Source organism: Streptomyces sp. DT2A-34, from assembly GCF_030499515.1.
In the GTDB taxonomy this organism is placed as follows: Bacteria; Actinomycetota; Actinomycetes; order Streptomycetales; family Streptomycetaceae; genus Streptomyces.
The window spans coordinates 3,354,282-3,374,429 of sequence record NZ_JASTWJ010000001.1; the positions used below are offsets into that span (position 1 = coordinate 3,354,282).

Here is a 20,148-nt window from a genome sequence, read left to right on the forward strand (position 1 = left end):
CCGTGATCCTCCTCAGACGGGGCCGATCGGGGTGCTAGCGCAGTCGGGGCTTGATCTCTTCTTCGAAGATGGTCCGCTTCTGATCCGCCGTCAGGTGGCAGGCCGAGGAGCGGTCCGGGCCGAGCAACGGGACCTCGGTGACACAGCGGGCCCCGCCGACACGGTCCTGGAAGGTGCAGCGGGGGTGGAAACGGCAGCCGGAGGGCGGGTGGAGCAGCGACGGCGGGGAGCCGGGGATGGGGGCCAGCGGGGCGCTCGGGTCCGAGTCCAGGCGGGGCATCGAGTTCAACAGGCCCCAGGTGTACGGGTGTTGCGGCGCCCTCAGCACCTCGCGCACCGAGCCGCGCTCCACCGCGCCGCCCGCGTACATCACCAGGATGTCGTCGGCCATGTCGGCGATGACACCGAGGTCGTGCGTGATGAAGATGATCGCCGAGCCGAACTCCTGCTGCAGGTCCTTGAGCAGGTCCAGGATCTGGGCCTGGACCGTCACGTCCAGGGCCGTGGTCGGCTCGTCGGCGATCAGCAGGTCGGGGTCGCAGACCAGCGCCATGGCGATCATCGCGCGCTGGCGCATACCGCCGGAGAACTGGTGCGGGTAGTCCTTCGCCCGTTGCCCCGGGTTGGGGATGCCGACCTTCCCCAGCATCTCCACCGCCCGCTCCCAGGCGGCCTTCTTCGAGGCGCGCATGTGCTTCCTGTACGGCTCGGCGATCTGCCGGCCCACCGTGTAGTACGGCGACAGCGCGGTGAGCGGGTCCTGGAAGATCATGGCGACCTTGTTGCCGCGCAGCTTCTCCAGCTCGGACTCGCGGGCGGTGGTCAACTCCTGGCCCTCCAGGAGGATCTCGCCCTCGACGGTGGTGAACATCGGGTTGTGCAGCCCGAGGATCGTCAGGTTCGTCACCGACTTCCCCGAGCCCGACTCGCCCACGATGCCCAGCGTCCTGCCGCGCTCCAGGTCGAAGGAGAGCCCCTCCACGGCCCGTACGACGCCGTCCTCGGTCCGGAAGCTGACGTGCAGGTCCCGCACCGACAGGAACGCGTCCGCGTCCGCCGGGACGGGGGCGCCGGCCTCCTTGGTCACAGTGGTCACGTCAGTGCTCCTCGGGCAGGTCCTCTGGAAAAGGTTCCCCGGCGCGGACTAGGCCAGCCGCACGCGCGGGTCGATGAAGGCGTACGCGGCGTCGACGACGATGTTGCAGAGCAGGATCATGGTGGCGGAGAACAGCATCACGCCCAGCAGCAGCGGCAGATCGCTGAAGAACACCGACTCCACCGCCAGCCGGCCGAGCCCCGGAAGTCCGAAGGTGTACTCCGTGATGATGGCACCGCCGAGCAGCGATCCGAGGTCGATGCCGAAAATGGTGACGATGGGGATCAGCGAGCCGCGCCAGGCGTAGCGGAGGAAGACGTACCGGCGGGACATGCCCTTCGCGCGGGCCGTGCGGACATGCTCCTCCTGGAGTTGCTCGATCATCGACGAGCGCGCCATACGGGTGTACTGCGAGGCGAAGATCGTGGAGAGCACCACCCAGGGCAGGAGCAGGCCGGTGAACCAGGCCACCGGGTCGGCGGTGAAGTCGTTGTAGGCGGGCTTGTCGAGAATCCGGGTCTGGTAGACGAGGATCGCCAGGGCCAGCGGGCCGAGGAAGTAGATCTGCATCGAGCTGATCACCATGGCGCCGGCCGTGAAGGTCTTGTCGACGAGGGTGCCCCGCTTCCAGGCGGCGATCAGGCCGGTGCCCAGACCGATGACCAGGAAGCAGACGGCCCCGCCGAGGGTGAGCGAGACGGTGGTGGGCAGGCGGTCCATCAGGGTGCCCCAGACCTGTTCGTTGGAGTGGTACGAGTACCCGAAACAGGGGGCGGGGCACGGCCCTTGGGCGAAGTCGTCGCTGCCCATGACGAGGTTGTGCAGGAAGATCCAGTACTGCTCGGGGATCGGCTTGTCGAGGCCGAGCACATGGTGCAGGTTCTCGAGGTTGGCCGGGGTGCACGTCTTGCCGCACATCAGGAGCGCCGGGTCGCGCGGCATCCCGAAGAACAGCAGGAACGCGACGATGCTCAGCAGGAAGAGGATGACGACGGCGCCGAGGGACCGGCGGACGAGGAAGCGCAGCATGGCAGAGGCAGCTCTCAGCGGGCCGGAGGGCATCCGGCGCGCACCGTCTCGGGCGCGCCGGATGCCGGGCGGGCGGGGTTACTTGACGTACAGGCGGCGCGGGTCGACGCCGCCGACGACGTCGTCGTAGACGAGGCCGCCGATCTTGGATCCGGCGATCTGGGTCTGCTTGAAGTACCCGGTCGGGACGACGTTGATGACGTCCTTCACGAGGTACTTGCCGAGCTTGTCCCACTCGGCCGCGGCCTTGGCCGGGTCGGTGATGGTGCTGATGCGGTCGATCTCGCTGTTGACCTTGGGATCGTTGATCTGCGAGTAGTTCTGCGCGCCGTCGGCGATCCCCCGGCCGTCGAAGCAGGGCGGGATGACGGTCGAGGCGGACGGCCAGTCGGCGCCCCAGTTGGTGTTGAAGATGTCGAAGTTGTTGTTGAGCTTGCTGACCTGGTCGTAGTACGACTCGGCCGGGATCTCCTGGCGCTGGACGTCGAACCCGGCCTTCTCCAGGCCCGCCGCCATGGCGGTGGAGTACGCCTGGCCCTCCTGGGAGTTGATGTAGCCGAAGGTCAGCTTCATGCCGACCTTGCCGGCCTCCTGGAGGATCTTCTTGGCCTTGGCGGGGTCACCGGCGGGGTTCTTCTTCTTGCCCCAGGGGTCGAAGGAGGGGTCGTAGCCGCTGACGGTCGGGCTGATGATGCCGCCCGGGATCTCCATCGCCGCGCTGCCGCCGTAGGCCCGCTGGAACGGCGAGACCGGCAGGGCGTAGGCGATGGCCTCGCGGACCTTCTTGTCCTGCATCTCCTTGTGGCTGAGGTTGATGTTCATCTGGCCCACGTAGGGCTGGTAGCCGACGACCGTGCGGGACTTCATCTCCGGGTCGCTCAGGACCTTCGACAGGTTGCCCGCGTCGACCGAGTTCTGCCAGCTGACGGAGGTCTGGTCGGTGCCGCTGTCGGCGAGGAGCGCCTTGGTGGAGTCCTCGTACTGCTGGTTGAAGGTGATGTTGAACCGGTCGACGTACTGGTGGCGGATCGGGTCGGTCGCCGGGTCCCAGTCGATGTTCTTCACCAGCACCATCGACTTGCCGGACTTGAAGGACTGGATCTTGTACGGCCCGGACACCACCGGGTCCTTGTCGTACCTCTCCTTGGTGTCGCCCTTCTGGGAGACGACCGCGTAGCCCGCCATCGCCAGCGCGTACGGCAGGTCGGGGTGCGGCTTCTTGAACTTGAAGACAACGGTTTTCGCGTCCGGCGTCTCCAGAATGCTGTCCGGCAGGTGCTTGCCCTTGAACGGGCCGTCCGGCAGCAGCTTGCGGTAGTCGGAGCCCGGCGTGTCGGCCAGCCACTGCTGGAGGTACGGCGGGCCCTGGTTGATGAAGGGGGCGAAGAGCCGCTCGACGGAGTGCCGGATGTCCGCGGAGGTGATCGCAGAGCCGTCCTCGAACTTGATGCCGTCCTTGAGTGTGTACTTCCAGGTCTTGCCGCCGTCCGTGGTGGTGCCGGAGTCGGTGGCGAGGTCGCCGACGACCTCGTGCTTGCTGCCGTCGTCGCTGGTCGCCTTGTAGCCGGTCAGCCCTCGGTGCAGCAGCAGGGCGACCTGCATCTCGTTGAACACGTAGATCTGGGCCGGGTCGAGGTGGGCGTAACTGTCGCGGGCGGGCACCGAGATGGTGCCGCCGGGCTTGGCGCCCGGGACCTCGGGGGCGGGGCCCTTGGAGGCCGCGGCGTCACCGAACTCGATCAACGCCTTCTGCCGTTCGGCGTTCTCCTGCTGCTCCTTGTCGTTGCCGCCGCTCTTGCTGCCGCCCGAGCTGCACCCGGTCAGCACGAGTGCCGCGGCCGCGAGCACTGAGACCACGGCGTGTACGTGGCGTCCGCTCCTACTCATCACTCGGTTTCCACCCATCTGTCGTCACCAGTGCGAAGGAACCCAGACCTTGCAGGTCAGCCGGTCAGCTGGTCAGCGCGGTCAGCGCGCCGTCTTGGGATCGAAGGCGTCCCTGACGGAGTCCCCGAGCAGGTTGAACGCCACGATGAAGACGATCATCGAGATGCCGGGGAAGAACATGTACGTGATGTCGTTCTGCATCACGAGCTCGGTGGACGCCTTGGCGAACATCTGCCCCCAGTCCGGCGTCGGTTCGACGATGCCCACGCCGAGGAAGGACAGACCGGCCTCGGCGGTCACGAAGTTGGGGAGCATGTAGGTGCCCTGCACGAGGATCGGCGTCACCACGTTCGGCAGGATCTCCTTGCGGATGATCCGCCCCGGCGGGGCGCCGCTGACCTTGGCCGCCTCGATGAACTCCCGCTCCCGCAGGGCGAGTGTGGTGCCTCTGAGGACCCGCCCCAGGCTCATCCAGCCGAGGAACCACTGCACGAGGATGAGGGCGACGACCCGGACATAGACCGGGGTCTCGTCGCGCGGGCTGACGAACAGGGAGACGACCACCGGCATGCTGGCGATGAAGAACAGCTGGGCCGGGAAGGCGAGGAGGAAGTCGATGACCCGGCTGATCCAGTAGTCGGCCTTGCCGCCGAGGTAGCCGGCCGTGACGCCGAGGACGATCCCGGTGAGGACCGTCGCGAGCGTGACGGCGACGGAGATCATCAGCGAGGTGCGGATGCCGTAGAGGAGTTTGGTGAAGACGTCGTAGCCGTTGCCGGGTTCGAGGCCGAACCAGAACTCGCCGCTGATGCCGCCGTTGGGCTGCACGGGGACGCCCGCACTGTCGAAGAGCTCGGGGCGCTCGTCGGCGTAGACCGTGTACGGGTCTTTGCCGTACAGCTTGGAGATCACCGGGGCGAGCAGCCCGATCAGGAAGAAGAACAGGACGACGTAGGCCGAGATCACGCCCGTGCGGTCGCGCTTGAAGCGGATCCACATCAGCCGGCCGGGCGACCGGCCGACTAAGTGCTCCGTCTCTGCTGGACTGGTCACAGTTCAGACGCCCCCCTGGTGCCGGCAACCCGAGAGTTGCCGCTAACTATCTGCCATGAGCCAACGACCGACCACCGTCTGTGAATCTCGATTCCGTCACAGCTGACGCGTAACCCTTCCAGTTCCCCGGAAACGGCTCATGAAAAAGCCCGGGTTCCCCTCGTCGGGGAGCCCGGGCTCAACTGCCCGATGATCAGCCGTGCTTGGCGCGGCTCGCGGCGCGGGCGCGCTCGCGGGCGTCCAGGTTGACCTTGCGGATACGGACCGCCTCCGGGGTGACCTCGACGCACTCGTCGTCGCGGCAGAACTCCAGGGACTGCTCCAGCGACAGCTTGCGCGGCGGGACGATCGACTCGGCCACATCGGCCGTGGACGACCGCATGTTGGTGAGCTTCTTCTCCTTGGTGATGTTGACGTCCATGTCGTCGGCGCGTGAGTTCTCGCCGACGATCATGCCCTCGTACACCTCGGTGCCGGGCTCGACGAACAGCACGCCGCGCTCCTGGAGGTTCGTCATCGCGAACGCGGTGACGGCGCCGGAGCGGTCGGCGACCAGCGAGCCGTTGTTGCGGGTCTGCAGGGTGCCGAACCAGGGCTCGTGGCCCTCGTGGATGGAGTGCCCGATGCCCGTACCACGGGTCTGGGTCAGGAACTCGGTCCGGAAGCCGATGAGACCGCGCGACGGCACCACGAACTCCATGCGCACCCACCCGGACCCGTGGTTGGACATGTTGTCCATACGGCCCTTGCGCACGCCCATCAGCTGCGTGACCGCGCCCATGTGCTCCTCGGGCACGTCGATGGTCATGCGCTCGACGGGCTCGTAGACCTTGCCGTCCACGTCCTTCGTGACGACCTGCGGCTTGCCGATGGTCAGCTCGAAGCCCTCGCGGCGCATCTGCTCGACCAGGATGGCCAGCGCCAGCTCACCGCGGCCCTGCACCTCCCAGGCGTCGGGGCGCTCGGTGTCCAGGACGCGGAGGCTGACGTTACCGATCAGCTCGCGGTCGAGGCGGTCCTTGACCTGGCGGGCGGTGACCTTGCGGTCCTTGACGGCCGCCTTGGCGTCGGCGCCCTTGCCGGTGCCGCCACGGCCGACCAGCGGGGAGGTGTTGGTGCCGATGACCATGGAGATCGCGGGCTCGTCGACGGTGATGAGCGGCAGCGGGACCGGGTTCTCCGGGTCGGCCAGGGTCTCGCCGATCATGATGTCGGGGATACCGGCGACGGCGCAGATGTCACCGGGACCGGCCTTCTCCGCCGGCTTGCGCGTCAGCGCCTCGGTCATCATCAGCTCGGAGATGCGCACGTTGGTGACGGACCCGTCGCGCTTCATCCAGGCGACGGTCTGCCCCTTCTTCAGCTCGCCCTGGTGCACGCGCAGCAGCGCGATACGGCCGAGGAAGTTGTCGGCGTCGAGGTTGGTGACGTGCGCCTGGAGCGGGGCGGCGTCGTCGTACGTCGGGGCCGGGATGTGCTCCAGGATCGTCGAGAAGAACGGCTCGAGGCTGGTCGAGTCGCTCGGTACGGTCCCGTCCTGCGGCTTGGTCAGCGACGCGATGCCGTCACGGCCGCACGCGTAGACGATCGGGAACTCGATCTGCTCCTCGTCGGCGTCCAGGTCGAGGAAGAGGTCGTAGGTCTCGTTGACCACCTCGTCGATACGGGCGTCCGGACGGTCGGTCTTGTTGATGCAGAGGATGATCGGCAGCCGGGCCTGCAGCGCCTTGCGCAGCACGAACCGGGTCTGCGGCAGCGGCCCCTCGGAGGCGTCGACGAGCAGCACGACGCCATCCACCATCGACAGACCGCGCTCCACCTCACCACCGAAGTCGGCGTGGCCGGGGGTGTCGATGATGTTGATGGTGATGACGTCCCCCCGTCCTTCGGGTGGTACTTCACCGCCGTGTTCTTGGCCAGGATCGTGATGCCCTTCTCACGCTCCAGGTCGTTCGAGTCCATCATTCGGTCGTCGACGCCTTCGAGCTGGTGGGCGGCGAAGGCGCCGGCCTGCTTCAGCATGCCGTCGACGATGGTGGTCTTGCCGTGGTCGACGTGAGCGACGATGGCGACATTGCGGATGTCGTGGCGCGTGGCCATATTGCGGCGTTCTCCCGGAGTGTGAGGATGGCCTGCGCGTCTGTCTGTGTGACGCGGGCCCTGCCGGGCTTGACACGCCACGGCCTCACCCCATGGTACGTGTCCGCTCCCACTGGGGCTCGCCGGGATATGTCGCCCCAGGTGGGACAGGCTTTTGCCGCGCCCCCGCCGCCCCTACCCGTCCCGTCCTCCAGGGGCTCCGCCCCTTCGACCCCGTTCCCAGGGGTTCTGCCCCCTGGACCCTCGCTCCTCAAACGCCGGACGGGCTGAGTACGTCAGCCCGTCCGGCGTTTGAGGACGAGGCCCGTTCAGGGCCGAAGCGGGGGTCTGGGGGCGGCAGCCCCCAGGGGACGGGACGGGTAGGGGCGGCGGGGGCGAGGAAACTCAGCGGGCCGTAGCCGAGGCCGACGGCCGGGCGCCCTTCTTCAGGAAGCCCATGTCCTCGTACACCGGTGTCCGGAAGCCGAAGGCACCCGCGTTGACGACGTTCTTCCTGGCCGCTGTCAGCTGCGGCCGCTGGTACAGCGGAATCGAGCCGGCCGCGGCCCAGATGCGCGAGTCCGCCTTGCGGATCAGGGACCGCGACTCGGACTCGTCGAGCGTGGCGATCGCCTGGTCGAAGAGCTGGTCGACCTGATCGGTGCCGACCCGCGTGTAGTTCTGCTCGACGTTCAGGGAACCGTCGGCCGCCGGAACCGGCTTGGCGTAAATGGGCCGGGCATCGGTCGCGGGGTAGGCGGAGGCAGGCCACGAGTACAGGGCGAGGTCGTACTGACCGGACGCGATGTGGTCCTTGAAGTAGCTCTCGTCCGCGACCTTGGTGATCTCGGTCCGGATACCGACCCGCTCCAGCATGATGCCGATCCGGTCCGCCACCGTCCGCAGCGTCTGAGAGCCCTCCCCCGCCGGCACCACGAAGCGCAGCGTCAGCGGCTTGCCGTTCTTCGCCAGCGGCCGCACTGCCGCGCCCGCCGGAGCGGCGGTGCCCTGCGGAGCGTACGCGCCGGGCGCCCCGCCCTGCTGCACCTGCTTGCTGCCGTACTGCTTGCCGTCCTGGGCGAGGTGCTTCCCCTCGCCACCGTCCGCCTTGTTGTCCTCCCCGACGATGTACGTCCCGTCGTCCCCGCCCTCCGAGTCCGACTCAGAGTCCGACTTCGCCTTCGACTCCGACTTCTTGTCGGCCTTCTCGCCCCCGTCGGCCTTCTCGCTCTTCTCGCTCTTCTCGCTCTTCTCGCTCTTCTCGCTCTTGCCGGCCTTCTCCGCCTTCTCCCCGTCCCCTGCCTTCTCGCCCTTCTCCCCCTTCTCCCCCTCCCCGGCCTTCTCCCCCTCCGCCCCAGCCGCCTCCTCCCCCTTCTTCCCCTTCTCCTCCTTGATCGGCCCGCCCTGCACCCACCCCGCGTCCGCCAGCAGCGCCTGCGCCTCCGCCGTGTCCTGGTCCCCGATCGCGCCGCTGTTGTCGGCGTACGCGGCCTGGCCGGAGAGCGCGAGGTGGCTGCCGACCGGTTCGGTCGGCAGGCCGAGCGGGGCGAGGACCAGCTTCGCCAGTTCCTTGCGGTCGAGCGCGCGCGCCACCGCCCGCCGCACCCGCTCGTCGGCGAGCGGACCGTCGGCGCCGTTGAGGGCGAGCTGGGTGTACGCCGGTTCCAGGGACTTGCGCACCTCGAAGCCCTGGAACGCCGCCTGCGTCCGGTGCTCCTTCGTGGTCGTCCCGCTGCCCCGCCCCCGCTCCGGCCCCATCAGCGCCGTACCGGTGGCACTGGCGGTCGCGCCCCGGGGAGGCGAGGCGAGCGCGATGCGCCGGGCCGCGGTGGGGTCGATCTCGGCCAGGTCGAGCTGTCCGGCGGCCAGCTGGGCGGCCCGCTCGTCGCGCGGCACGGCCCGCAGCACGATCTCGTTCAGCTTGGCCGGCTCCCCCCACCAGCGGGGGTTCCGGGTGAGCCGGACCTCGTCGTCCTTGCGGTCGATCTTCTTCACGGCGAACGGCCCGGCGCTGACCTTGAGCTTGCGCCGCGCCCCGTCGTTGAACGAGTCCGGCGTGCCCATGACCTCCTTCGGGTACAGCGGCGAGAACAGCGACCGCCAGTCGGCGTACGGCCGCCCGAAGGTGACCCGCACCTCCAGGTCGTTGTCGCCGCGCTCGATCCGCTCGATGCGGTCGTAACCGGCGTTGCGGGCGGTCCAGTAGGCGCTGTCCTTTCCGGACAGGGCCCGCCACTGGGCGGCGAAGTCGGCGGCGCCGATCTCGCGGCCGTCGCTCCAGACGGCCTGCTGGTTGAGCTTGTACAGGACGACCTGCTTGGGCTCGGTCTCGATGATCTTGGCGGATTCGAGGTAGTCCGGGTTGCGCTCCGGGCGCCCGGCCTCGTCGAGCCGGAACATCGACGGCAGGGTGGCCTGTGCGATCCGGGTCGTGGTCGCGTCGGCGTCCGACTGGAAGGTGTTCAGCGTCTCCGGTACGGCGTCCACGGCCCACCGCAGTGTGCCGCCGTCGGCGATCAGGGACCGGGCGGCCGGCGCGATGTCCTGCCCGGCCAGCGGCTTTCCGGCGGGGTCCGGGTCGCTGCAACCGGCGAGCGCGGGCACCGCGAGCACGCCCGCCGCGAGGAAGGCGACCGAGCGCATGACCGCGCTGCGACCAGGCCTGGGTCCGACGCCGTCGTAGGACATCTCTGGTACCTCCGGGGAGCGACTCCCGCCGGTGACAATAAGTGCGTTCTGATCACGTTTGGCGGTATTTTGGAGTTGATCAGATCTATGGGCCCCACTGAAGAGGAAAGGGTTCGCCAGGCGGAGTCGACACGGCGGCGGGGGCGCGCAAGGCCACCCGTGTGGAGCAACTCGCTCCCACACGGGTGGAGCAACGCGCCCGCGCACTCCTGCAGCTCCCCCGGCGTACACAGAGCGCATGCGGGCGCGCGACGGAGGCGTGCAATCCGCCAATCGCTGCACATCCCTTCACAGCGACAGGTGTGACGCGCGACACTCGCAGGCGCATGAACGTTGCCACCCAGGGCCCAAGGGCCCACGGAAGTGAGGTCACGTCATGTCCGTGCAAGACGACCTGACAACTGTCCAGCGCTGCCTCGACGACCTGGCCCGGTCCGTGGGCCGACTGGAGAAGCAGCTCGGCACCGCCGGCCTGGAGATGCGCCGCGTCCGCACCGACGCCAACCATCTGCGCGAGAGCGTCGCGCTGCTGCGGGACGCTGCCACGACCCCCAGCACACAGCGCAAGCCGGAGCTCGTCACCATCCCCGACACGCCGTACGACGACTCTCTGTGGATCGACACGGATGACGAGGGTCTCGGCGCCCGGGACCGCCGCGCTCCCTGAGATCCCCCGAGAACCCACACCCGACCGGAGTCATGCATTGGCCACTGGTACGGAACCCCATCTGAACAGCGGCGGCGTACACACCGGTACGCGCGCCGCGATCGCCGCCCCGCACCTGCGGACCGACCGCTGGTGGCTGGCCCCGGCCGCCACCGCGGCCGGTCTGCTGGCGTTCATCGTGTACTCGACCTGGCGGGCCTTCGCCAACGCGGACTACTACGCGGCGCCGTACGTCTCCCCGTTCTACTCGCCCTGTCTGGCGGAGAACTGCGAGCCCATGCGCGCCGGGCCGAACTGGGAGCTGTTCGGGAGCTGGTGGGGCATCTCCCCCGCGATCATCATCCTGATCTTCCCGCTCGGCTTCCGCCTGACCTGCTACTACTACCGCAAGGCCTACTACCGCGGCTTCTGGGCCTCGCCCCCGGCCTGCGCGGTCGCCGAGCCGCACAAGAAGTACTCCGGTGAGACCCGGTTCCCGCTGGTCCTGCAGAACATCCACCGGTACTTCTTCTACGCCGCGATCCCGGTCGCCGGGATCCTGACGTACGACACGGTGCTCGCCTTCCGCGACGAGAACTACGAGTGGGGCCACATGGGCCTCGGCACCCTCGTCTTCCTCGTCAACATCGTGCTGATCTGGGCGTACACCCTCTCCTGCCACTCGTGCCGGCACATCGTCGGCGGCAAACTCAAGCACTTCTCCCAACACCCGGTGCGCTACCGGATGTGGCAGTGGATCGGGAAACTCAACGCCCGCCACATGCTGCTCGCCTGGACGTCGCTGGTGAGCGTGGCGCTCGCCGACTTCTACGTCTATCTCGTCGCGTCCGGGGTCTTCGACGATCCGCGCTTCTTCTAGATTTGGTGGGGACTGAACTGATGTCCGTGGTCGAACGGCAGGAGTGGGACGTCGTCGTGGTCGGCGCCGGGGGCGCCGGCCTCCGCGCCGCCATCGAGGCACGTGAGCGAGGCGCCCGTACGGCCGTGATCTGCAAGTCGCTGTTCGGCAAGGCGCACACGGTGATGGCCGAGGGCGGCATCGCGGCGGCCATGGCCAATGCCAACGAGCACGACAACTGGCAGGTCCACTTCCGCGACACCATGCGCGGCGGCAAGTTCCTCAACCAGTGGCGGATGGCCGAGCTGCACGCGCAGGAGGCTCCGGAGCGGGTGTGGGAGCTGGAGACCTGGGGGGCGCTCTTCGACCGTACGAAGGACGGCCGTATCTCCCAGCGCAACTTCGGCGGCCACGAGTACCCGCGCCTGGCGCACGTCGGCGACCGCACCGGCCTGGAGCTGATCCGCACGCTCCAGCAGAAGATCGTCTCGCTCCAGCAGCAGGACAAGAAGGAGACCGGGGACTACGAGTCCCGGCTGAAGGTCTACCAGGAGTGCACGGTCACGAGGATCCTCACCGTGCCTGACAGCGGCTCCGCCGCGGGCGGCAGCCGGGTCTCCGGGGTCTTCGCCTACGACCGCGAGACCGGCCGTTTCTTCGTCCTCGAAGCCCCCGCCGTGGTGATCGCTACGGGCGGGATCGGCAAGTCCTTCAAGGTGACGTCGAACTCCTGGGAGTACACCGGCGACGGGCATGCGCTGGCACTGCTGGCGGGCGCGCCCCTGCTCAACATGGAGTTCGTGCAGTTCCATCCGACGGGCATGGTCTGGCCGCCGTCGGTGAAGGGGATCCTGGTCACGGAGTCGGTGCGCGGCGACGGAGGGGTGCTGCGCAACTCCGAGGGCAAGCGGTTCATGTTCGACTACATCCCCGACGTCTTCAAGGAGAAGTACGCCGAGTCGGAGGAGGAGGGCGACCGCTGGTACGAGGACCCGGACAACAACCGGCGGCCCCCGGAGCTGCTCCCTCGTGACGAGGTCGCCCGGGCGATCAACGCCGAGGTGAAGGCGGGCCGGGGCTCCCCGCACGGCGGCGTGTTCCTGGACGTGTCGACCCGGATGCCGGCCGAGGTCATCAAGCGCCGCCTCCCCTCCATGTACCACCAGTTCAAGGAGCTGGCGGACGTGGACATCACGGCGGAGGCGATGGAGGTCGGGCCGACCTGCCACTACGTCATGGGCGGCATCGCGGTCGAGTCGGACACGGCGGCGGCGCGCGGGGTGCCCGGCCTGTACGCGGCCGGTGAGGTCGCGGGCGGCATGCACGGCTCGAACCGGCTGGGCGGCAACTCGCTCTCCGACCTCCTGGTCTTCGGCCGCCGGGCCGGCTGGCACGCCGCCGAGTACGCGGCCGCGCGGGCCTTCGAACGCCCCGAGGTCAGCGACCTGCAGATCGACGCGGCGGCCGCGGAGGCGCTGCGCCCCTTCTCGGCCGAGGGTCCGGCCGGGGGCGCGGACGACGGGCGTCCGCCGGAGAACCCGTACACCCTCCACCAGGAACTCCAGCAGACCATGAACGACCTCGTCGGCATCATCCGCCGCGAGGGTGAGATGGAGCAGGCCCTGGAGAAGCTGGCGGAGCTGCGCGTCCGCGCCCGGCGGGCCGGCGTCGAGGGCCACCGCCAGTTCAACCCGGGCTGGCACCTCGCGCTGGACCTGCGCAACATGCTGCTGGTCAGCGAGTGCGTCGCCCGGGCGGCGCTGGAGCGCACGGAGTCGCGCGGCGGGCACACCCGCGAGGACCACCCGACGATGGACCGCAAGTGGCGCAACATCAACCTGCTGTGCCGGCTCACCGACCCGACGGGCGGGTTGGCGGCCACGGACCCGGAACGCGGCCAGATCGCCCTGCTGCGCGAGACCACCGACCCCGTCCGCCCCGACCTGCTCGCTCTCTTCGACAAGGAGGAGCTGGTCAAGTACCTCGCCGAAGAGGAGCTCTACCAGTGAGCAGCTATGAGGCCCGCTTCAAGGTGTGGCGGGGCGATGTGCAGGGCGGCGGCCTGGAGGACTTCGAGGTCGAGGTGAACGACGGCGAGGTGGTCCTGGACATCATCCACCGCCTCCAGGCCACCCAGGCGCCCGACCTGGCCGTCCGCTGGAACTGCAAGGCGGGCAAGTGCGGTTCGTGCTCCGCCGAGATCAACGGGCGGCCGCGGCTGTTGTGCATGACGCGGATGTCGGTGTTCACCCGGGAGGAGACGATCACGGTGACGCCGCTGCGGGCGTTCCCGGTGGTGCGGGATCTCGTGACGAACGTGAACTTCAACTACGCCAAGGCGCGCGAGGTTCCGTCCTTCGTGCCGCCGGAGGGCCTGGCGCCCGGCGAGTACCGCATGATGCAGGAGGACGTGGACCGCTCCCAGGAGTTCCGCAAGTGCATCGAGTGCTTCCTGTGCCAGGACACCTGCCATGTCGTCCGTGACCACGAGGAGAACAAGCCGGCGTTCGCGGGCCCGCGCTTCCTGATGCGGGTCGCGGAACTGGACATGCACCCGTTGGACGCGGCCGCGGAGACGGGCCTGGACCGCAAGCGCACGGCCCAGGACGAACACGGGCTCGGCTACTGCAACATCACCAAGTGCTGCACGGAGGTCTGCCCCGAGGGCATCAAGATCACCGACAATGCGCTGATCCCCTTGAAGGAACGGGTCGTCGACCGCAAGTACGACCCGTTGGTGTGGCTGGGATCGAAGATCAGGAGGCGGTCTTCGTAGCACCACGGCCGGGGCGCTGGGCCAGCATCTGCAGGCCCAGGCCCCCCATGAGGGCGAACCAGCCGGCCCAGGGCAGGGGGCCGTACTCCCGGGCGAGCGGCCCCAGGAAGACGAACACGGCCCCGCCGACCGCGCTCACCAGCGAGCCGTACCCCCACAGCTTCGGCCGCAGCACCCGGGGGCGGCCGAAGGGCACGACCCAGCCGGTCGTGATGGCCACAATGCCGAGCACGCCGAGCAGGCCCAGGGACACCGCGGCCCCCACCACCAAGTAGATGTGCATGGCGGTCATCGTCCCACCAGCCGCATGACCGGCCCCGCCCCCACCCCCGACGTCCCCGGTCGCGCGGCCGCATTCCTGCTCATACGCTCCGAAATGTGACCTCATCCTTGATCCGGGGCCGGCCTCGGCGTGGCACCTCGCGAATATCCGTGCGGGTGGCGCATGCGCTGGTGCGTGGGCTGGTCGGGGTGGCGTGGCTGGTGTGGCCCGGGCTGATCCTCAGGGGCGAGGGTCCGGTCGCGGGCGGGGCGGAGCGGCCCGTGGCCGGTGCGGTGGCTCAGGGGGAGGTCGGGGAGACGTCCGCCGCCGAACTCGTGCTGCCGCTGCTGGCCGCGATCGTGGTGGTGGGGGTCGCGGCGTACGGGTTCTTCCGGCGCAGGCGGCGGGCGCGGGGGCGTACGACTCCCGGTGGGGCGCCGGGGCGGGTCGCGGAGCCGGACGTCGCCGAACTCGACGCGCGGGCACGGGCCTTGCTGGTCGCGGCCGACGACTCGGTGCGGGTCAGCCGGGAGGAGCTGGGGTTCGTCGAGGAGCGGGACGAGGTGGGGGACATCGAGCCCTTCGCGCGGGCTCTGCGGGACGCGGAAGGCGAGCTGGCGGCCGCGTTCCGGATGCGGTGGCAGTACGAGGACGGGGTTGCGGGGGAGGACGGCGCTCGGCGGCATGTGCTCGCGGGGATCGTCGGGCGGGCCGAGGAGGCGGGGCGGTTGCTGGATGCGCAGGCCGCCGCGTTCGACCAGGTGCGGGGGTTGGAGGAGGGCTTGGGCGGGGGGCTGGGCCATGCCCTGGTCGTCGCCGAGGCCCGGTTCCGGGAACTGGCCGGGCGTACCGGGGGTGCCGGCGCCGCCCTCGGCGAGCTCGGCGCGCGCTACGCCCCCGGTGCCACCGCCACCGTCGCGGGCCATGCCGAGCAGGCCAAGGACCGCCTGGTGTTCGCCACGACGCGTCTCAACCAGGCCCGCCAGCGCGCCGACTTGGGCGACACCGAGCGGGCCGCGGGGCAGTTGCGTGCCGCCGAGGGTGCCATCGCCCAGGCCGCCGTCTTCATCGACGGCATCGAACGGCTCACCGGGGAGCTCGCGACGGCCGCGGCGATGGTTCCGGCCGCGCTGACCGGCGGGGAGGCGGAGATCGCCGGGGCGCGGGAGTCACTGGCGGGGCTCGGAGCCGCGGACGTGGACGTCCCTCCCGGCGAGCTGCGCGCCCGTGTCACCCATGCCGACGTCGCCCTGGCCGTCGTACGCGAGGAGCTCACCTCCGGGCCGTACGACCCCCTCGACCTACTGCGACGGATCGTGCGGGGCGTCGGGCCCATCGCCACGGGGCGGGCCGGGGTGATTACGGCCGCCGCGCTGCTCTGCGCCAGCAGTGCCGTCGCCGCTGCGGACGATGTCGTCGCGACGCATCGGGCGGCGGTGGGCAGCGAGGCGCGCACCCGTCTGGCGGAGGCGCGGCGGCGTCTCGCCCGTCCGGCGTCCGCACCGGGAAGGCGAGGGCCCCGTCAGGAGCTGTCCGACCTCCTCACCGCCGACACTCTGGCCCAGCAGGCCCGCGAGCTGGCCGAACAGGACATACGCGTATACGGCCACCCGATCGCCGGCCCCGCCACGACCGCCGCCGGCCTCACCGGAGCCGTCCTCGGCGGCATCCTGCCCCCCGACGAGCCGAACGACGGCCCACCGGCAAGCTTCGGCGGCCCCCGCACATGGGACCGCCGGGGAGGCCCGCCCAGCGCGTGAGCCCACCGAGAACAGGCTCAGCAACGCCGCCCCACCGTCCGACCACGCGCCTCGGCGTGACGCGCAGCAATCCCTGCGCCGGTCTGCGCATTTCAGCCCGTCGCGGCGTTCGAGAACGAGGCCACACCGCCCCCAGCCCCCACCCACCCGGCCGAGGGCTCTGCCTCGCGGCGCTGACGGTCACTTCCTGGCACCGGCCAGGCATTTCACCCCGTCCGGCGTTCGAGAACGAGGCCACACCGCCCCCAGCCCCCACCCACCCGGCTGGGGGCTCGACCTCTCGACGCCGGCCCAGGCAATCCCAGCCCGTCCGGCGTTTGAGGACGAGGCCCGTTCAGGGCCGAAGCGGGGGTCTGGGGGCCGCAGGCCCCCAGGAGGGGCGGGGTCGAAGGGGCAGCGCCCCTGGGGGATGGGACGGGTAGGGGCGGCGGGGGCGAAAAACTCAGGGATCGCCCCCGCCAAGCGCACTCAGAACAGGCTCAGCAACGCCTCCGCCGGATCCGCCAACCCGTTCCCCCCATCCGGCAACGGCAGTTCGAACCACACCGTCTTGCCGCGCGGCGTCCGGCGGGAGCCCCACGCCGCGCTGAGAAGCCCGACCAGCTGCAGACCGCGGCCACCCTCGTCCGTGTCACGGGCCCGTCGGCGGCGCGGTTGGACCAGACCGGAGTCCCAGACCTCGCACACCAGCGTGCGGTCCAACAGCAGCCTCAGCCTGATCTCACCCTCGCCGTAGCGGAGGGCGTTGGTGACCAGTTCGCTGACCAGGAGCTCCGTGGTGTCGACCAGCGGCTCCAGGTCCCAGGACAGCAGCTGGCCCCGGGCGTACTCACGGGCGCGGCCCACGCTGCGGGGCTCGCGCGGAAGGGTCCAGTCACCGACCGACTCGGCGGGCAGGCCCTGGACGCGCGCCATCAGCAGCGCGATGTCGTCCTCGCCGTGGTGGCTGTCGAGCGTGTTGAGGACGTGGTCGCAGACGTCCTCCAGGGGGCTGGTGGGATCGGTGAGGGCGCCGACGAAGGCTTGCAGGCCCTCGTCCAGGGGGTGGTCGCGGGACTCCACCAGTCCGTCCGTGTAGAGCGCCAGCAGCGCACCCTCCGGCAGCTCGACCTCCACCTCCTCGAAGGGTTCGCCGCCCACACCCAGCGGCATCCCCGGCGGCACGTCCAGCATCAGCGCCGCCTCGCCGGGTTCGACGAGGACCGGCGGCAGGTGACCGGCGTTCGCGAAGGTGCAGCGGCGCGTGACGGAGTCGTAGACCGCGTACACGCAGGTCGCGAGGTACACCTCGGACAGGTCCGCCTCGCGGGGGCGGCGGGCCGCGCGGGTGGCCTGCTGGACGCCGCCGGGGGCGCCCAGGCCGCGGGCGATCTCGTCCAACGCCGAGAGGACCTCGGCCGGTTCGAGGTCCAGCAACGCCAGCGTTCGGACGGCCGAACGGAGTTCGCCCATCGCCACGGCCGCGCGCAGCCCTCGGCCCATGACGTCACCGACGACCAACGCCGTGCGGTGACCGGGGAGTTCGATGACGTCGAACCAGTCGCCGCCCACCTCGCTGGGCCGGTCGGAGGAGGAGTTGCCCGGCAGGTAACGGCACGCGATGTCCAGCCCGGACGCCACCGGGTCCCCCGGCGGCAGCAGGGACCGTTGCAGTATCAGCGCCCGCTCGTGCTCGCGCCGGTACAGGCGGGCGTTGTCGATGCACACCGCCGCCCGCGCCGCCAGCTCCACCGCCAGCTCGCGGTCCCGGTCGCCGAACGGCTCGCTGCCCTTCGTACGGGCGAACTGCGCCAGTCCTACGACCGTGTCGTGGGCGACCATCGGCACCGCGAGCGTGGACTGCACGAGGCCGCCCTCCTCGCCCGGCACGTACTGCGGCCGGGCGGTGCGCAGGGCGTCCGCGCAGGGCGAGTTGAAGGGGTAGTGGTGGACGGCGCCGACCGCGACCGCGGCGCCGCCGCCGACGAAGGGCGCGTCGGAGACGGCGCTGGCGAAGGCGACGCGGCGTAGTTCCGCGCTGCCGTCGGCGAGGCCGGGCGGGGTCTCGTCGCCGGCCAGCAGGCCCTGGTAGAGGTCGACCGTGGCCAGGTCGCAGAAGCCGGGGACGACGACGTCGAGGAGTTCGCGGGCCGTGGTCTCCAGATCGAGGGAGTTGCCGATGCGGGCACCGGCGTCGTTCAGCAGGGCGAGATTGCGCCGCGCGGCGGCGGCCTCGCGGGCGGCGGCGCGACGGGCGGTGATGTCGAGTCCGAGCCAGGCGATGCCGATGGGCCGGCCGCTGCCGCTGTGCACACGGTAGAGGTTGACGGACCAGTGGCGGCGTTCGTCGGAGCCGGGCAGAAAGCCGGTGACGTGCATGTCCGTGATGGAGTTGCCGCTCTCCAGGACGCGGCGCAGGGTGGCCGCGACCCGGTCGGCCTCGGGGCGGGGCAGATAGTCGTGGACGTCGTGGCCGCGGTGGTCGTCGGGTGTGCCGCCGAAGAGGGAGGCGAACCGGTGGTTGACGCGGCGGACCTTCAGTTCGGGGTCGATCAGGATGAAGCCGAACGGAGATTGACCGAATATCGACTGCGAGGCGGCGAGGTCGGTCTCCATCCGGCGCAGGGTGCGCACATCGACGACGATGCACACGGCGGCCCTCTCGCCGTCCTCGGTCCGCGTCGGCATGACGTACACCTCGGCGAGACCATCCTTGCCGCGCCCGCCGTAGGCGTCGTCCGGCAGCCGGAAGGGGACCACGCCGGTCCACTCCCGTCCGTCGAGGATCTCGGCCATCTTGCGCTGGCCCTGCTCGCGCAGGTCCGGGTCGATGAACGCCTCTATGGGGTCCATGCCGACGGCGCGTTCGGCCGGGATGCCGAAGAGCTGCTCGGCGCGCAGGCTCCACTGGTCGACCAGGCCGTGGGGGCCGATGGAGAAGGACGCGACCTTGATGTAGTCGTAGATCGAGCCGGGCGGACTGCTCTGCCAGACGGCGTCGCCGGGGCGGAACTCGTCGGAGGAGTGTGTGTCGCGGGCTGCCCGTGTGTCCTGCGAGGCCCGTGCGTCCCGGGAGGCCTGTGTGTACTGCGAGGCCTGTGTGTCGTAAGCCCGCTCCCTCGCGGCCTTCCCCCTCGCGCCGTCCGACGGGTCCTCGGACTCCGTGGCCTTCGCTGGTATCTCGCTCACGCGAACCGTCCCCTCCAGCTCACCGCGCCCGGCACCGGTCACCGACAGCGGCTGCCCGCAGTATCCAGCACTACGGCTCCGCACAACACGGTGTTCACGATCACAGCACGGTCCCGATGGTTTTCGGTCCCGGCCGTGGAAACACTTCCAGTCTTCTAACCAGCGGACACGCAGTCGAATCACGAGGCACGCCAACTGCCACTGGCCTGAACCATTCGTTCGACAGGGCGAGGGCGTACGTACACCGCCCTGGACGCCTACTGACGGGTTGTGGAGAGACCAGCGGGTCACTCCGGCACCGACGGCACCGCGAGCTCGAACCACACCGTCTTGCCCGTGTTCCGCCCCGGTCGGGTTCCCCAACGGCGCGAGGAGTGCGCCACGAGTTGGAGTCCGCGGCCGCTCTCGTCCTCGGGGGCGGCGACGCGTTCGAGGGGTGGGTCGGGGAGCGGGTCGGAGACCTCGACCAGGAGGACGCCGCCGAGACCGACGGGGCGTACCAGGCGTACGCCGATGGGGCCCGTCGCGTGCCGCAGGGAGTTGGTCACCAGCTCACTGACCAGGAGCGCCGTGATGTCGGCGAGGCTGTCCAGGCCCCAGTCGCGCAGCCGGCCGCGAACGGCGGCACGAGCGGCACGCACGGCACCTGCCTCCGCGGGAAAGGTCCACTCGGCGCAGCCGCCTTCGGAGTCGATCACGCCGATCACTTCCCGGGCCAGCGGATTCCCCATGTCCGGTTTCATGGGGTTAATGGGCACATACCCGATATTCGACGGGCAGTACCGCGCGTGGGATCCGGTGACTCGACTACCCCCGCCCGGCCCAGGCAGGCCCATATCCGGACT

Annotated in this window: 13 protein-coding genes and 1 pseudogene; 5 read left to right on the forward strand and 9 right to left on the reverse strand. The window is 70.0% G+C overall.

All coding sequences use genetic code 11. The features are described 5' to 3' along the window. Window positions 1-34: 34 nt before the first annotated feature. The 6 genes and pseudogenes from QQM39_RS14545 to QQM39_RS14570 all read right to left on the reverse strand — a co-directional run bounded on the left by QQM39_RS14545 (window position 35) and on the right by QQM39_RS14570 (window position 9,832). Window positions 35-1,096, reverse strand: coding sequence for an ABC transporter ATP-binding protein (locus QQM39_RS14545; protein WP_301997121.1), 1,062 nt, complete (start codon window positions 1,094-1,096; stop codon window positions 35-37). A gap of 48 nt (window positions 1,097-1,144) precedes the next feature. After that, window positions 1,145-2,125, reverse strand: a complete 981-nt coding sequence (locus tag QQM39_RS14550) for an ABC transporter permease (RefSeq protein WP_301997122.1) — start codon at window positions 2,123-2,125, stop codon at window positions 1,145-1,147. A gap of 78 nt (window positions 2,126-2,203) precedes the next feature. After that, window positions 2,204-4,012: an ABC transporter substrate-binding protein gene (locus tag QQM39_RS14555; protein WP_301997123.1), complete on the reverse strand. Its 1,809-nt coding sequence runs from the start codon at window positions 4,010-4,012 to the stop codon at window positions 2,204-2,206. Window positions 4,013-4,093: 81 nt separating this feature from the next. Then, a complete protein-coding gene (locus tag QQM39_RS14560) occupies window positions 4,094-5,011 on the reverse strand; it encodes an ABC transporter permease (RefSeq protein WP_302003585.1) in 918 nt (305 codons plus the stop codon). A 247-nt stretch (window positions 5,012-5,258) separates the two neighbouring features. Continuing rightward, window positions 5,259-7,165 (reverse strand): annotated as a pseudogene (typA, locus tag QQM39_RS14565) (translational GTPase TypA). A 384-nt stretch (window positions 7,166-7,549) separates the two neighbouring features. Then, on the reverse strand, window positions 7,550-9,832 hold the full coding sequence (locus QQM39_RS14570; protein ID WP_301997124.1) for an ABC transporter family substrate-binding protein: 2,283 nt from the start codon (window positions 9,830-9,832) through the stop codon (window positions 7,550-7,552). Between the two features lie 376 nt (window positions 9,833-10,208). On the opposite strand from QQM39_RS14570, the gene QQM39_RS14575 reads away from it, so the two are divergent. From QQM39_RS14575 to QQM39_RS14590, 4 genes are read left to right on the forward strand one after another with little or no spacing between them, the layout of a single operon-like run. Then, a complete protein-coding gene (locus tag QQM39_RS14575) occupies window positions 10,209-10,499 on the forward strand; it encodes a hypothetical protein (RefSeq protein ID WP_301997125.1) in 291 nt (96 codons plus the stop codon). 37 nt (window positions 10,500-10,536) lie between these two features. Beyond that, complete coding sequence (locus QQM39_RS14580; RefSeq protein WP_301997126.1) at window positions 10,537-11,358, forward strand: hypothetical protein; 822 nt, start codon at window positions 10,537-10,539, stop codon at window positions 11,356-11,358. Window positions 11,359-11,378: 20 nt separating this feature from the next. Beyond that, complete coding sequence (locus QQM39_RS14585) at window positions 11,379-13,346, forward strand: fumarate reductase/succinate dehydrogenase flavoprotein subunit (RefSeq protein ID WP_301997127.1); 1,968 nt, start codon at window positions 11,379-11,381, stop codon at window positions 13,344-13,346. After that, window positions 13,343-14,113 carry a succinate dehydrogenase/fumarate reductase iron-sulfur subunit gene (locus QQM39_RS14590; RefSeq protein WP_301997128.1) on the forward strand — a complete coding sequence of 257 codons (771 nt, stop codon included), beginning with the start codon at window positions 13,343-13,345 and terminating at the stop codon, window positions 14,111-14,113. Before QQM39_RS14585 ends, QQM39_RS14590 begins: the two co-directional genes overlap by 4 nt. Here the strand turns inward: QQM39_RS14590 and QQM39_RS14595 are convergent. Then, complete coding sequence (locus QQM39_RS14595; RefSeq protein ID WP_301997129.1) at window positions 14,094-14,396, reverse strand: hypothetical protein; 303 nt, start codon at window positions 14,394-14,396, stop codon at window positions 14,094-14,096. The two genes, QQM39_RS14590 and QQM39_RS14595, sit on opposite strands and share 20 nt — an antisense overlap. Before the next feature lie 95 nt (window positions 14,397-14,491). Here QQM39_RS14595 and QQM39_RS14600 point away from each other — a divergent pair, with 95 nt between their 5' ends. Next, complete coding sequence (locus QQM39_RS14600; protein ID WP_301997130.1) at window positions 14,492-16,135, forward strand: hypothetical protein; 1,644 nt, start codon at window positions 14,492-14,494, stop codon at window positions 16,133-16,135. A 468-nt stretch (window positions 16,136-16,603) separates the two neighbouring features. On the opposite strand, the gene QQM39_RS14605 is transcribed toward QQM39_RS14600, so the two are convergent. Together QQM39_RS14605 and QQM39_RS14610 are read right to left on the reverse strand one after the other, a co-directional pair. Further along, entirely contained in the window at window positions 16,604-19,303 is a 2,700-nt protein-coding gene (locus QQM39_RS14605; protein ID WP_301997131.1) for a SpoIIE family protein phosphatase, read from the reverse strand. Window positions 19,304-19,590: 287 nt separating this feature from the next. Then, window positions 19,591-20,046 (reverse strand): ATP-binding protein, encoded by a 456-nt coding sequence (locus QQM39_RS14610; RefSeq protein ID WP_301997132.1) that lies wholly within the window; start codon window positions 20,044-20,046, stop codon window positions 19,591-19,593. Window positions 20,047-20,148: the final 102 nt, after the last annotated feature.